Origin of the sequence: Acetobacterium malicum subsp. dehalogenans DSM 11527, assembly GCF_000472665.1 — a bacterium.
GTDB classification, from domain to species: domain Bacteria; phylum Bacillota; class Clostridia; order Eubacteriales; family Eubacteriaceae; genus Acetobacterium; species Acetobacterium malicum.
The window spans coordinates 167,557-181,173 of the sequence record NZ_AXAC01000003.1 but is presented as its reverse complement, the minus strand read 5'-3'; the positions used below and the strand labels follow the sequence as shown (position 1 = coordinate 181,173).

Sequence of the window (13,617 nt, the reverse complement as noted above, 5' to 3'; positions counted from 1 at the left end):
ACGATGAAGGGTTTTATTTTTAGAAAGCGAAGCGATCATGAGCGGCCGGAGTTGAAAATCACCAGGGCATCCCAGTTAATGCTGCCGTCGTCTAAACAGAATAATTGGGTAAATTCTTTAACCAGACGATTTTGCGCTTTTTGATAGGCCGCTTCAAAAGCGTCAATATGGGTTTTAGGCAGTCGATCAATGTAATGAATCAGTTTTAGATAAAAATCGCAATCACCTGTGAGTTCTTCCCAAAAATCCTGGCCAGCCAGCTCAGCATACATTTTGGGAATGGTCTTTGTTCCATTTTTCTTTTTTCCATAGCTGTAGCCGATAATAGGGACATAACGTTTTCGCGCCTGTTGAGCTAATTTGCCGGCAGCTGCAAAATCCTGCTCTTGTTTTTTCTTGCTGCTGGAATTAAATACATTTGTTCCTGATTTGACGGCAATGGCGAAAATCACATCATCCCCCTCAACCATGATGTCAATGCCCGGGGCCAGAGCTTTTTGACCCTGAACCGCAGCCGTAGCAATGGGTTCGAAAAATAAATTGCCAAAAATTGTTTCTTCAGACGATGATACATAAGCAGAAAGAATGGCATCAACGATCTGTGCCGCACCTTGCATATCCTTTGCCCGAAATAAATAGGGATTTTTTTTACGCATGACCGTTTTGATGGACAGTGAATCTATTTTCGCAACAAGTGACACATAAAAATGATTGAGGGCATCACCAATTACTGACAGCATCAAATCTTCGTTATAGTTTGAATTAATAGCCATTGATTGTATTCTCCTGTTTTGACATAGCATTTTGAATTTTGAGATGAATATCGGTGCCACGGGTACGTTTTGACTTGATTATGGCACTGTTGTTTGCTACCGCAACCAGCATTTGTCCCAAAGCACGGGACAGACCGACTGGAACGGCATTGCCAATCTGACAGTATTTTGCTGACGTTGTTCCTGCAAAAACCCAATCGTCAGGAAATTGTTGAATGCGCGCATATTCGGTCACGCTCAGGGGACGATCCTTGGTGGGGTGGCATAGCATGGAAGCTTTTTGAACTGGCGTCGTCACCAGGGTAGGCGAAGGCTGATCATAGGATAGACGTCGGTAGAATCCAACCTTTCCGCCACCAGATAGATAGGCTCCGCCCATGGCTTCTTTGATGAGATCTGGGGGCAAGTCTTTCCAGTTGCCGCCTTCGGGTACCATTTTTAAAAAATCCAAGCGGTCTTTGCTAAAGCTGGCACATTCGCCGGGATTGTTTTCCAGATCGAAAATTGCATCTCGAAGGGTATGCCACAAATAATCTTTTTTCTGATGTAACTGAAAATGTGACGGCATGGGGAGAAAAATATTTTCATGATCACGACTGCCGATAATAATCAGCCGTTCACGGAATTGCGGAACCCCATAATTGACAGCATCCAACACGCCATAAATGGTTGTATAACCCAATTTCTCAAACTCATCAAGAACAATTTTGAAAACAGATCCCCGTTGGGATCGGGGATCCTTGTTTTCTTTGTTGCGTTCGGATAGAGGGACATGATTGATAGAGGAAGAAATCAAACCTTTGACATTTTCCATGATAAAGAAGCGTGGCCGGATGGCATCAATCATGCGGATATAATCCATAAAGAGGCTACCCCGGGGATCGTTGATCCCCAGCCGCTTGCCTGCTGTTGAAAAAGGCTGGCAAGGTGGTCCGCCACAGATTAAAAAAGGCTCTTCTCGAGCCAGTCCAGAAAGTTTTAAAATTTCTTCAGCGCTTATTTTCCGGATATCGCCGTCAATGACACTGTGGCCGTTGAGTCTCATGGTTGATACACAGGCCTTGTCAATATCCTGACCAATTTGAATGTTTAATCCGGCCTGCATCAGACCAATATCCAAACCCATGCCACCTGAAAATAACGAGATGACAGAGGATTCATTTTTTTGTAGTGTTGACATAATTGTTCACCATTTTTCTTTTTGTAATTTGGGTTATATTATAACATAGTTTATTGATATTAGATAGAATAAAAGAAACAGATGATCGTATTGCTTTGTGATCGGAATTTCATGTCCTTTGATGCCGCTTGGGTAGCCAGTTCCATCCCATCTTTCATGGTGACTCAAAACACCTTTGGCGATGTTGGTAAATTCATTGGTGGCTGTCAACCGTTCCGGTTTCTCAAGGATTTCTCCCGAAACAATGATCTTACGTGTCGAGCAGCATCGAAATCAGCGATAATCAGGATGAAATCAGGCCAACGAACTGGCGATGCGGGTCCGCAGCAATGCGGAAATGCTCAAACAAATGTTCGATGCGTTTAAAATTAAAGACGCCAAAAAAGCCGCTTCAGCGGTAAAAAAAGCCGTGTCCCCGGCAGCAAAACCACTCAGCCCAGCACCGGCGGAACCAACCATCCGGTTAGATGATCGGGATAAATACTAAAAAAACGCCGGAATCGCGGGGAACAGTTCAGCGTCAGGGCGACTGACTGAACAAGTCGATTAAATAAAAAAGAAGATTGAAAAAATGCTCCTCCTGGTCATCGCCAGTTTTTATTGAAACGGACGGTGACGAGAGGAGCATCTCACTTTTTTGGATCGTTTGGCAGGCACACACATCGGAACGCGGATCAGGAAAAACCATCAGCCTTAAGAGTTGCTTAAGTAAAAAAGGTGCCGCGGATTAATTCGCATGAATAATAAATATTGCTATATTAACAACAAGTTAGAAAAGTATCACAAAGGTGATACTTTTACTTTAAAACCGGCAATTTGGCTAAATTAACCAAAATATGGCGGATTGGCACGCTATTTTTTATTTTACTTGAATGTAATTTGAAATGCAAGCGTTTTCTGCAGTAAACAAAATGTCAAAATTAATTTTCGTGAAAGTCAGAAATTTCTTTCTGAGAATTGCCATAGATGATATAATGTACCCATAATAGCGAAAGGGGGTTTGGACATCATGAGGCTGTCGAGATAAAAAAACGATTAAAGGAGGGCCCATTGGATATTTTTTTTAGTGATGGGATAAACTTAATGGATGTGTCGTCGGAACAGCGGGGGGAGTGCTTCAAAGATTTTGTGCGGGTGGATTGTCCCCACCGGCTGACCTGCCGGTATGCAGATCTCGAGAAGAAGAAGCATTGTGTCGGGTACCTGTTTGATTATCGTCACCATGACGGTGCCAGTATGGTCGCCCTCAAATGCGCCCGGGCCAAAAAAGTGGTGATGGTCCGGATTGATAATCATCACCATTCATTTCTTGAGTCAGGGTCGCCGGAGCTGCTTGATTTTGCCAGTCAACATCAAAAAATTCGTTGCCCTAATTGTGATCAACGCCTGTTTGATGCCGTTGTGGAGAACAAACTGGATCTACGCTTTAAATGTTCCCGGGACAATCGCCAGTTGGTTGTGTTGCTGTCAGAGAATCACGATTCCGAACCGGAATTAACACAAAATTAAACGTTTAGAAAAATTGTCGCTGCGACAATCATAAAACGGTGTCATCAGGCACTGAGAAAAATGCTGAGAACCGCCTGAAGGCTCAGGAATCAGCCGTGTTTAGTTTATCTAGAGTAGAATTTTTATAGGCGAGAAGTTTATATACGTAAGAAGTTTTTTATATGATAAGAGCATTCACAGACTTGTTCTAAGATCAGTGAATAATATTGAAAGATCGCACTCTGGCCGCCAGTCGGCCAGGGCATACAAATAGAATCGAATGTAACCACATTTCGAGTTAAATAGGGCCGTTATTGTGCCACTGACCTACCGAATGTCGTTAATTAACCTGCTGCTGCAGGCATTAACTTCATTCGGTTTTTTTTGTCAAAATTGTTCAGTTAATTTAACGAGAAAGAGGTAAAAATATGAATAATCAACAAACACAGTATCGCCTGGTCACCGAGCTGGCCGAACTGGACGCGTATCTGGCCGGAGCCACGGTGGTGGCCTTTGATTTTGAAACCGCCCCCCAGCCGGCCTGGCAAGACGACGGGACAGCGGCACTGGATCCCCATCGGGGGACGATTGTTGGGATATCACTGGCGGTTGCTCCCACCGGGACTGAAAATAACGGCCTTCAGGCAATCTATATACCGCTTGGCCACCACGATCCCGCTGGCACCGGACTTAATGCCGACGCTGGGGCGGTGCTGGCACTGCTGCGCCACCGGGTTTTTGAAAACCCGGCCGTCACCAAAATTGCCCATAACCTCGGTTTTGAGGCCAAGTTTCTGCTGAACCAGGGGATTACGCTGGTGCCGCCGGTGTATGACACGATGGCCGGGGCGCTGCTGATGTACAAAGAAGAAGGCCACTTCCGGCGGCTGGCCGATGTCGGCTTAAAAACCCTGGCCCGGGACTGGTTGGGGCTGACGCTGCCGGGCTTTATCGCGGTCGTCGGGGTCGGGAGCTTTGCGGATCTGGATCCGCGCGACCCGGCCACCATCGCCTATGCCGGTCGTGATGCCGAGCTGGCGTGGCGCTGCTACCAGCTGGAAAACGACTGGTTTCAAAGCCATATCCCCGCCCATCAGCGCCTGGTACATGCCATCGAAAGCCCGGTGGCGCTGTTTACGGCGCGGATGGAGCAGCGCGGCTTTTTGGTTGATCGGCCCGGGCTGACGGCGGCCGCGGCCGCGGCGGAAGCACAACTGGGCCGTTACCTGAACCAGCTGGAAACGATGGGTCGGCGCCCGGTGCAGGTCGGCAAAAACGCCGCCACCAACGATCTCAAGGCCTATCTGTTTGCCGATCTGGGGTTGCCGGTGTTAAAACAGACCGACACCGGCAAGCCATCGGTGGACGCCGCGGCGATTCTCGGGCTGCGGGACTACTGCCGCGACCATGCTCCGGAACAATTGCCCTATCTGGAGGCGATTTCCGCCTATCGCGGTCTGGCCAAGCTGCACAAAACCTATCTGCTTGGCCTGGCCGCTAAAATCAATCCCGTTACCGGGGCGATCCACACCCAGTTTTTTCAGCTGGGCGCTGAAACCGGGCGTTTTACCAGTGCCCATCCCAATTGTCAGAACCTGCCGGCGGGGCCGCTGTATGGCGTCAATGTCCGCGATTATCTGATCGCCCGGCCGGGTTACACCTTGGTGGCGGTGGATTACAGTCAGATCGAACTGCGGATCGGAGCCTGGTTTACCCGGGACCCCAACCTGCTGGCGGTCTACCGGGAGGGCGGCGATATCCATGCGGTGACGACGGCGGCGGTTTACGGGATCACCCTGGCCGCGGCCCAGGACAGCAGCGATCCGGATTATAAGGCCCGCCGGACGGTGGCCAAGAATATCAACTTCGGGATTTTTTATGGCCTCTACCCCAAAGGACTACGCGATATTCTGCGCCTTAAGGCTGGCCAGAACCCCAGTCTGGAAGCCTGTGAGGCGATGATTTTCAATCTGAAACGGACGTATCCGGAGCTGGGCCCGTGGCAGGAGCAGGTCAAAGCGGCGGCCCGCTATCGCGAGACGGTCGACACGGCGCTGGGCCGGCGGCGTTGTCTGGCGGGCATCAACGCCCCGGAGGAGGGGCTCCAGGGCCATTTTGAACGGGCCGCGCTGAATCACCCGATCCAGGGCACGGCGGCGGATATTTTAAAGCTGGCGATGGTCCGGCTGGAGGCGGGACTGACGGCCCGGCCGTTTATCTGCCCGCTGCTGACGGTTCACGATGAGATTGTCTTTGAGGTCGAAACAGCGCAGTTGGGGGCAGCCATCCCCTGGCTTGTAGCCGTCATGGCGGCGCCGCCCTGGCCGGCCTTTGATGTGCCGCTGGCCGTGGAGGTCACGGTCGGGCAGCGCTATGGGACGATGGGGGCGTGGGCCGGGGCCGAGTAGCAGGTAGTGGTCGGGCCCACTTACGGTAGGCGTGGTCGGGCCCGATCATTTATCAATCTGTTGTTCGCCGCGGAATCGGACAGGTCGATGACCTGTTCGCTCCGATGCGGACAACATGATGTGATAAATGTCGGCCCCTGAATTGAGGGTTGTTGTTGGGCCCGGAATGATGGTATAGTTTCGGCCAGATGTAACAATTGTCGGTACTGGCTGGCGCTGGTATGGGGTTGTTGCCTCACGAAACGACGGGCCTAATTACGGTAGGCGTGGTCGGCCCCTGAATGGGGGATTGTTACGGGGCCCTGAATAATATGAACTTGGAGAAAAGCGATGAAAAATAATAACGATTTTGAAAATAATCTTGATAAAAATTTCCCGGCCCTGGCTGCCGTCACGCCGCTGGCCATCACTCCGGCGGCGTTTCTGGCGGCGTTTGGGCCGGGGTCTTATGGGTTGCGGACCTTTTGTGATCAGGGTCGCGGGTCGGGCCAGAATTATACGGTAGCGGATGGCGACGGCCTGGCCAGGCTGCTTACGGAGCTTGGGCGGGTTAATCAGAGTGAGCGGCGGGGGGTCTTTTTTGTGGTCAATGGTGGCGGCCATAAGGACGCCGAGATCACCCGGGTCACGGCTCATTTTGTCGAGGCCGATGGGTTGCCGCTGGCGACCCAGTGGGATAATCTGATGGCCTTTCCGCTGCCGCCGTCAATTGTGGTGCGGACCCGGAAGTCGTTGCATGGCTATTGGCTGATGAAAGCCTCAGATCAAAGCACCGACCCCCACCTGGCTAATTTCCGCGCCGTCCAGAAACAACTGGCGGCCCACTTCGGTGGCGATCCGGTGATTGCCAATCCCAGCCGGGTGATGCGGTTGCCGGGCTTTGACCACCACAAGGCCGAGCCGCTGGCGGTGGTCTGTCTGCTGTTTGAGCCGGGGCGGCGCTATACTCAGGCGGAACTGGCGGCTGCTCTGGCAAAGCGGCAGCCTGACGAAGCGAGCGGCCCGGGCGCGGCCGCGATTTCGGCCCCAGCGGCCGAGACGGAACTGTCGGAGCGGGACAGCCAGTTAATTATGAAAAACTGTGACTTTATCGGCTACTGCCGCGACCACGCCGTCAATCTGCGGGAGCCGCTGTGGTACGCAATGATCACCAATCTGGCCGGTACCCGGGGCGGCGCGGCGCTGATCCATCAGTTGTCGCAACCCGATCCCCGCTATGATCCGGCCGCAACTGCTGCCAAAATCGCTCAGGCCGGGAATGCCGGCACCGGCCCGATCACCTGTCAGACGATCCGGGACTGGGGCTTTGGCTGTCCGCGGCTGGGCAGCTGTCCGGCCAAATGCCCCCAGCATCTGGGGAAGCCGCCGCTGCCACCCTGGTACCAGCAGCAGCCCCGCGGTCTGCGGCTCAAGCCGGGGGTCCTGGCCGATTATCTGAGCCGTGACAAACCGCTGATCTATGCCGGGGAAGCCTATTATCAGTTTATTGGCGGGGTCTACACGATGGTCGATGAAAACCACGTCAAGCGGCTGATCCGCAAGCAGCTCCGGGTCGATCATGTCACGATGGCCCAGATCAGGGACGTTCTGGGGCAGCTGACGCTGCTGATTTCGCGGTCGCTGGATAAGCTCAATGCCTGCTGCCACTGGATCAATCTTAAAAACGGCCTCTACGATTTACGGACCGGGGCCCTCAGCCCGCACGATCGCGGCTATCTGTCAACGATTCAGATTGCTACCAATTATGATCCTGACGCCACGGCCCCGGGGTTTATGGCTTTTCTCGGGCAGTGCCTGGACCCGGCCACCGAGCAGCTGGTGCAGGAGCTGTTCGGTTATCTGCTGATCCCCGAAACCTGTGCCCAGAAGGCCTTTGTGCTGGTAGGGGAAGGCGGCGCCGGGAAATCGACGCTGTTGTGGGTGGCTCAGGATCTGTTGCTGGGCCGGGGTAATGTCTCCAACGTGCCCTGGCAGAGTCTTGATGACCGTTTTAAAACCGCCGAGCTGGTCGGCAAGCTGGCCAATATTTTTGCCGATCTGCCGTCTCAAAACATTGCCGACAACGGCCTGTTTAAAAGCATCACCGGGGAGGACCGGATCACCGCCGAGCGCAAGAACCGCGATCCCTTTGCCTTTGTCGCGACGGCCCGGCTGGTCTTTTCCTGCAACGCGATTCCCAAAAACCTCGGCGATCGCAGTGCCGCCTTCTACCGGCGGCTGGTGATTGTGCCCTTTCGGCCGGCCCGACCGGCACAACTGCGGGACCCCAAATTAAAGGAACGCTTTATCGCCGAAGCGCCGGGGATTTTCAACTGGGCCCTGGCGGGACTGACCCGACTGATGGCTAACGGCTACCGCTTCAGCGAATCCCCGGACAGCCACGCCGCCCTGAACCGCTACCGCATTGATGGCAGCTCGGTGCTGTCGTTTGTAGCGGAGCTGTGCGTGGTCGATGCTGCTGCCCAGGTCTCGTCGACCCAGATTTATTACGCCTACACCGAGTACTGCCGGGACAGCGGGCTGAAGCCGGTGAGCCAGAAGCGGTTTGGGGTGGAGTTGGAGGCGGAGGTGACGGGTCTGGAAAAATATCTTGATTCTCGTTCACGACGGAAACTCTACAAGGGAATCAGCTTGGCTGAGACCGAAATTTATGACTGTATTTGATCTTTCACCCAAAATGCGAAGCGGTTGTCGTTATTTGCGAAGGTATTGCGAAGCCATTGCGAAGGGGTCAAACGCCAGTAATAAGCCATTCGAAGGCATCGAAGCCTTTTTTTCTCTTTTGGCGAAAACCTGTGATTAGAATTCTTTAATCACGATATACAAAAAAACAGCGATAAACCCCTTCGACCCCTTCGCAAACACGTGTTTTGTTTCTAATTCGATAAAAGGAGGACCCGATGTCCATTAAAACCACCAAAGCCGCCATCACCCGGCTGCAGGCCCAGCTCTGGCGCAACACCCAGTATCTGCGCCACACCCAGAAACAACTGGCGCTGATCGACCGGGCCAGCCCGGCCAGTGGCCACCGCAGTCGCCAACAGCTCCGCGCCCTGCAGGCCGCCATCGCCCGGGACAGTGCCAATCTGGAAACCCTCAATCAGGCGCTGATCGCAGCCATTGACAGCCAGGCTAATCCGCAGATCCAGGAAATCCTGACCCGCCGCTACCTTGGCGACGAACCCTTTACGGCCATCGCCGCGGCGATGGGCTACGATCTCCGCTGGGTTTATCGGCTCCATGCCCGGGGGCTGGGGACGGGGGCGGAACTGTTGCCAATCAGCACTGGTAACGGCTGAGAAGCGCGGGTTATTGCTACTCGCGCAGTTCCTTGATGAGCCTGCCCAGGTTACAGCCAACTTGCTGCTCCAGTTTTTCAATTTCTTCACAGAATTGCTGCGCATTTTCAATAGCGGTATCGATTTTCTGCACGAGCAGATGGGCATCATAGGATGATTTTTGAAAACCCGGCATTAGTTTGTTCAACTCATGCTCAGCGTAGCGACGCCTGCTGGAAACCTTCGGATTATTTAATAACCGGGTTTTATCAAGATTCAATACCTGATCGAAATGAAGTAAAAGCCAAAATTCAAAACAGGGATTTGTAACGTAAAATCCCATTTTCTTTTTTTTACATGTTTCAAGCACATAGTTATACTGATCATTATCCAACTTGCAGATAAAACTCTCCCGATCCCGGTCAACAATCAAACAGATTTTGTCAAAATCCTCCGCATAGGTTATCGCCTGGCTTTTGATAATGTCTGAGATGTTCTCTGAAATTGTTGCGATACACGAAGCCTTATCCAAAAAGCCTGCGATGATCGCGGATGTTTGCTCTAAATTAGTGACGAGATCACGCCTGGTTTTATTCTCTTCGGCACAATACCATTCAAGGATGCTCGCAATGTTTTTAGCCTGAAGGGTTTTGCTGATGATTTCTTTTTCAAGCAAATAATCAATCACCCGATCAATTAAGGTGCCATAGGTTATGTCACCGGTTTGTCCTTCAGTGACATTCTGAATAACGCGATCAAGAATTTGTTTGGGATTGCTCCATCCAGATTCACTATAACTTCTGATCAATGGGGTTAGCTCAATCAGCGGATTAAGGCTTATTTCTTGTCGCATATCATTCACCGCATCAAAATAAAGCAGTTCAGTTTTTTCACCTTCATAAACCAAAAAATACTTTTTACGGGGTTCGCTTTCGGCCTTGGTAACCGATCTGACTCCAAATATTTTTTTCACCCGCATCGCACTATACCGCTTCGATGGGGAACACCGTACTGAAAATAGGAACGCCGCGATAGCGCCCTTCCAGATAGGCTTTATCAATTTTCTGGTCAAATCGGGAATTATACTCTTCCAAAGAATAGATGTCACTTTGACCGGATTTATCTTTATTGGCAAACCAGATTTCATCCCGGCGCAGCAAATCAAAATCCATTAGTCGGGATTCGTGGGTTGTTACAATTAACTGGATGTTACGTTGAGCAGCAAACTGTAAAAATGTTTCAACAAACTTATAACTCAAACTGGGATGCAAACATCGATCTAATTCATCGATTAGATAAACCTTGTTGGCAGTTGTATTGATTAATACTTCTATTAAATCCAAAATGCGGATGGTGCCGTCTGATTCCTCATTTAAATTGAACAAGACATTCTTCTCACCATGGGAAAACTGGATGGTCTTACCGATGAGCTGGCCATCCTGATCGCTTTCAAGAATAAAAAAGTCTTCCTTGCTGCGCATGATAAAAGAGAATTTTCGATCAGTTGCGTCTTCAGGCTTGGGCGGCTCCGATAGACTGATCCGGTTCTTCGATGTTGCCTGTTCAAGTTTATCAGAAATATCCTCCACGATGAATTTGGGAAGTTTACTGACTATTTTTTCAACCGGGACAGGGACAACCTGATAGCTGGTGATCCCGGTTCCAAAAGCCGATATCATCCGGCAGACTTCATCAATATTGGCACTATTTGCCATATACGAATAGTTTGAGATGGGACTGTCGGGATAATTAATATCCAGACAGAGCAAAAACCACTCATAAATATTTTTGAATAATAGCGCTTCCTGATGAACCGAATACAGATTTTTTTTATACTGATTCATAACTGATAGCAGCAGTGCAGATTCATCATTTTTTATGTCATCTGCATATAGATTCAATTTTTCCTTAAACTGCTTATCTTTAAAGATTTCGCCAGCGTCAAATACGCCCGTTCGGATCTCTCGTGTAAACACGATTTTTTCATTTCCGTCAGGAGTCAACGCTACTAACCATTCGGCAACAAACTGGCTTTTATTCAAGATAACTTCAAATCCATAGGCATAGTAGCGGTCATTAAGCAGCAGTTCCAGTTCAAAATAGCTTGCCTTATCGCGATTGATGGGGTCAACTTTACAGTATTGTTCGGTATGACCTTTAGGCAAACCAGTCAAAATAGTATTTTTCATAAAGTCGATGGCTTTGATTAAGTTTGATTTTCCCGATGCATTGGCACCATAGACAGCAGCAAACTTGAGTAATTTTAACTTTCCATCATCATAAAGATGATTCTTTTTATTTCTGACCTTTCCAGCGATCATTGAAAACTCCTGCGCCTGGCTGTCATCTCTAGTTGAAAAGGATAAAAAATTCTTTACATTAAATCGAATAAGCACGATAGCACCTCCTGTTGATTATTATTAGTATTGTCATTTTATGTGAAAAAATCACTTAAGTCAACGATAAACGATGAGTATTTTCAGTACATGTCGGAATAGACGGATGAGATAACGATAAAATCATTTTGATGAATGAAAAAAATTACTTTCAGTCCTCTGGCAATACGCCATTTAAAGCCATCCCGCCACCATGTTAGACTGGTATCAAGACGAGGAAAGGAGGAACACCAATGGCAGTAACCACTGATTTTATCGAACAGAAGATTCAGATCCGCTCCAACCACGGGATGGTTGACGGCAAGGAAAAAATCACCACCCGCACCTACGGCGATGTTCGGGCCAGCGCCACCGACCAGGACATTTATGACGTTGCGGTGATCATTGCCGGGCTGCAGCAGCCGGTAATGGAAGAAGTCTTCAAACAGGAAACCAACCTGATCATCCCGGTTTAAACCATGATGACGAAGGTTCATTACGTAATACCGTGCCGACCAATTGTTAATCGGTTGTTCGCTGCGGGATCGGACAGGTCGATGACCTGTTCGCCCCGATGCGTACAACATGATGTAACAATTGTCGGCACTGGGGTTCGGCTGGCATAAGCTGAACCTCGCAATGACTACATCTTAACAGAAAGGAGGAACCATATGGCAGCAAATACAATTCTGCAACTGACCTTTAAACGGTCGGATCTCAAAACGACGACGATGTCGATTGCGACGCCCAAGGCAGGACTGACCGTGGATGCGGTGAACACCGCGATGGCGGCGATCATCGCCAAAAATATTTTTGCCCCGGACAACATGGCGCTGGTCTCCAAGGTCAAAGCCGAGTTAGTCGTCACCGATACCACCGCCTTTAGCATGAGCTAGGCCGCAGGCCGAAGGTTTCGGCGGGAACTCAGGTTTCGGCGTCGGGCCGGCCCTGGAATTACGATTCGTGTCACACTGACGTACCGACCAATTGTTAATCTGTTGTTCGCTGCGGGATCGGACAGGTCGATGACCTGTTCGCCCCGATGCGGACAACATGATGTAACAATTGTCGGTACTGGTTGTTGCTGGTATGGGGTTTTTGCCTCACGTCAACAACGGCCCAAAATTATTCACAGAAAGGAACACCTATGAACGAATTTATCAAAAAAGTCCAGACGGCTCTGGCGGCCCGGGGGTATCAGCCCGGGCCGCTTGATGGCCGGGAGGGGCCGAAGACGCAAAAGGCGATTAAGGCGTTTCAGCAGGATTCGGGGCTGGACCCCGATGGGGTGGTGGGGGCGCTGACGGCCAACCGGCTGTTTACTGAGCAGCTCAGTGTGATCTCTTTTGACAGCGACGGCTCGACGCCGCACTTTGCCCGGGCTGAGTTTGGCTGTGACTGCGGCGGCTATTGCGACGGCTTCCCGGCGGAAATGAACCTGGAGCTGCTGTTGAAGCTGGAAGCCCTACGCAACGCCGTAAATGTTCCGGTGATCATCACCTCCGGGGTCCGCTGCCGCCAGCGCAACGCTGAAGTCGGCGGGGTCGACAACTCCCAGCATCTGTTTGGCCAGGCCGCTGATCTCCATGCCCCCGGCATCCCGATTGAGACGGTGGCAGCGATTGGCGAAAGTCTCGGCCTGACCGCGATTCTGTATGAGGCCGAAGGCTTTGTCCATCTGGCGATATAGCTGGGCCCTGCTCGGCGGCCTGATCGGTCAGTTCCTCGGCGGTTGGGACGGTTTTCTGCTCTGTCTGACCGCCTTTGTGGTGATCGACTACCTGACCGGTTTTCTGGCTGCCGCCTGCCAGCAGCGGCTGTCCAGCGCCCGGGGCTGTCGCGGCATCGTCAAAAAAATCCTGATCTTTATCGTCATCGGGATGGGCCACCTGCTGGACACCCTCCTGCTGGGCGGTGCTGGTGAACCCTTGCGCTCAGCAATGATCTTCTTCTACCTCGCCAACGAAGGCCTGAGTATTTTAGAAAACCTCGCCGCCCTCGGGGTGCCGATCCCGCAACGCCTCAAACAGGTGCTGGCCGGGCTGGGGGCCGATGATTCATCCCAGATACCCAAAAATCCCAGCAATGACAGCTGAACTGTCGTTGCTGGGATTT

The 13,617-nt window shown here is 51.0% G+C and carries 14 protein-coding genes; 9 read left to right on the top strand and 5 right to left on the bottom strand.

Features of this window, described 5'->3' with window-relative positions; genetic code table 11:
• Nucleotides 1–35: 35 nt before the first annotated feature.
• Genes A3KS_RS0100860 through A3KS_RS24185 form a run of 3 tightly spaced genes read right to left on the bottom strand, consistent with a single transcriptional unit; the run spans nucleotide 36 to nucleotide 2,184 of the window.
• On the bottom strand, nucleotides 36–773 hold the full coding sequence (locus A3KS_RS0100860; protein ID WP_026393271.1) for a PmeII family type II restriction endonuclease: 738 nt from the start codon (nucleotides 771–773) through the stop codon (nucleotides 36–38).
• Nucleotides 763–1,953, bottom strand: coding sequence for a DNA cytosine methyltransferase (locus tag A3KS_RS0100855; RefSeq protein ID WP_026393270.1), 1,191 nt, complete (start codon nucleotides 1,951–1,953; stop codon nucleotides 763–765). The genes A3KS_RS0100860 and A3KS_RS0100855 overlap by 11 nt, the downstream gene beginning before the upstream one ends.
• Before the next feature lie 33 nt (nucleotides 1,954–1,986).
• Nucleotides 1,987–2,184: an HD domain-containing phosphohydrolase gene (locus tag A3KS_RS24185; RefSeq protein ID WP_414150028.1), complete on the bottom strand. Its 198-nt coding sequence runs from the start codon at nucleotides 2,182–2,184 to the stop codon at nucleotides 1,987–1,989.
• A gap of 106 nt (nucleotides 2,185–2,290) precedes the next feature.
• On the opposite strand from A3KS_RS24185, the gene A3KS_RS23395 reads away from it, so the two are divergent.
• The 5 genes from A3KS_RS23395 (at nucleotide 2,291) to A3KS_RS0100830 (ending at nucleotide 9,148) form a co-directional block, all read left to right on the top strand.
• Nucleotides 2,291–2,440: a hypothetical protein gene (locus tag A3KS_RS23395; protein ID WP_156913172.1), complete on the top strand. Its 150-nt coding sequence runs from the start codon at nucleotides 2,291–2,293 to the stop codon at nucleotides 2,438–2,440.
• A 563-nt stretch (nucleotides 2,441–3,003) separates the two neighbouring features.
• Nucleotides 3,004–3,462, top strand: a complete 459-nt coding sequence (locus tag A3KS_RS0100845) for a hypothetical protein (RefSeq protein WP_026393269.1) — start codon at nucleotides 3,004–3,006, stop codon at nucleotides 3,460–3,462.
• Between the two features lie 407 nt (nucleotides 3,463–3,869).
• Nucleotides 3,870–5,849 (top strand): DNA polymerase, encoded by a 1,980-nt coding sequence (locus A3KS_RS0100840; RefSeq protein ID WP_026393268.1) that lies wholly within the window; start codon nucleotides 3,870–3,872, stop codon nucleotides 5,847–5,849.
• A gap of 330 nt (nucleotides 5,850–6,179) precedes the next feature.
• On the top strand, nucleotides 6,180–8,513 hold the full coding sequence (locus tag A3KS_RS19640; protein WP_051355569.1) for a phage/plasmid primase, P4 family: 2,334 nt from the start codon (nucleotides 6,180–6,182) through the stop codon (nucleotides 8,511–8,513).
• A 236-nt stretch (nucleotides 8,514–8,749) separates the two neighbouring features.
• On the top strand, nucleotides 8,750–9,148 hold the full coding sequence (locus A3KS_RS0100830) for a hypothetical protein (RefSeq protein ID WP_026393267.1): 399 nt from the start codon (nucleotides 8,750–8,752) through the stop codon (nucleotides 9,146–9,148).
• A gap of 16 nt (nucleotides 9,149–9,164) precedes the next feature.
• Here the strand turns inward: A3KS_RS0100830 and A3KS_RS0100825 are convergent, their stop codons facing one another.
• A complete protein-coding gene (locus tag A3KS_RS0100825) occupies nucleotides 9,165–10,100 on the bottom strand; it encodes an RloB family protein (protein ID WP_341349817.1) in 936 nt (311 codons plus the stop codon).
• Between the two features lie 10 nt (nucleotides 10,101–10,110).
• Nucleotides 10,111–11,448, bottom strand: coding sequence for an AAA family ATPase (locus A3KS_RS0100820; RefSeq protein ID WP_242834717.1), 1,338 nt, complete (start codon nucleotides 11,446–11,448; stop codon nucleotides 10,111–10,113).
• A gap of 308 nt (nucleotides 11,449–11,756) precedes the next feature.
• Between A3KS_RS0100820 and A3KS_RS19635 the strand changes: the two genes are divergently transcribed.
• From A3KS_RS19635 to A3KS_RS0100800, 4 genes are all read left to right on the top strand, one after another.
• Nucleotides 11,757–11,978, top strand: coding sequence for a DUF1659 domain-containing protein (locus tag A3KS_RS19635; protein ID WP_035354762.1), 222 nt, complete (start codon nucleotides 11,757–11,759; stop codon nucleotides 11,976–11,978).
• Nucleotides 11,979–12,173: 195 nt separating this feature from the next.
• Nucleotides 12,174–12,398 carry a DUF2922 domain-containing protein gene (locus A3KS_RS0100810; protein ID WP_035354758.1) on the top strand — a complete coding sequence of 75 codons (225 nt, stop codon included), beginning with the start codon at nucleotides 12,174–12,176 and terminating at the stop codon, nucleotides 12,396–12,398.
• Between the two features lie 182 nt (nucleotides 12,399–12,580).
• A complete protein-coding gene (locus A3KS_RS22180) occupies nucleotides 12,581–13,192 on the top strand; it encodes a D-Ala-D-Ala carboxypeptidase family metallohydrolase (RefSeq protein ID WP_242834716.1) in 612 nt (203 codons plus the stop codon).
• Nucleotides 13,173–13,598, top strand: coding sequence for a phage holin family protein (locus A3KS_RS0100800; protein ID WP_242834715.1), 426 nt, complete (start codon nucleotides 13,173–13,175; stop codon nucleotides 13,596–13,598). Before A3KS_RS22180 ends, A3KS_RS0100800 begins: the two co-directional genes overlap by 20 nt.
• Nucleotides 13,599–13,617 lie beyond the last annotated feature (19 nt).

Bases quoted from the DNA above. Each gene is read 5' to 3' on its own strand.
- A3KS_RS0100860 (WP_026393271.1), bottom strand. From the start codon at position 773: ATGGCTATTAATTCAAACTATAACGAAGATTTGATGCTGTCAGTAATT.
- A3KS_RS0100855 (WP_026393270.1), bottom strand. From the start codon at position 1,953: ATGTCAACACTACAAAAAAATGAATCCTCTGTCATCTCGTTATTTTCA.
- A3KS_RS23395 (WP_156913172.1), top strand. From the start codon at position 2,291: ATGCTCAAACAAATGTTCGATGCGTTTAAAATTAAAGACGCCAAAAAA.
- A3KS_RS0100840 (WP_026393268.1), top strand. From the start codon at position 3,870: ATGAATAATCAACAAACACAGTATCGCCTGGTCACCGAGCTGGCCGAA.
- A3KS_RS19640 (WP_051355569.1), top strand. From the start codon at position 6,180: ATGAAAAATAATAACGATTTTGAAAATAATCTTGATAAAAATTTCCCG.
- A3KS_RS0100830 (WP_026393267.1), top strand. From the start codon at position 8,750: ATGTCCATTAAAACCACCAAAGCCGCCATCACCCGGCTGCAGGCCCAG.
- A3KS_RS0100820 (WP_242834717.1), bottom strand. From the start codon at position 11,448: ATGATCGCTGGAAAGGTCAGAAATAAAAAGAATCATCTTTATGATGAT.
- A3KS_RS19635 (WP_035354762.1), top strand. From the start codon at position 11,757: ATGGCAGTAACCACTGATTTTATCGAACAGAAGATTCAGATCCGCTCC.
- A3KS_RS0100810 (WP_035354758.1), top strand. From the start codon at position 12,174: ATGGCAGCAAATACAATTCTGCAACTGACCTTTAAACGGTCGGATCTC.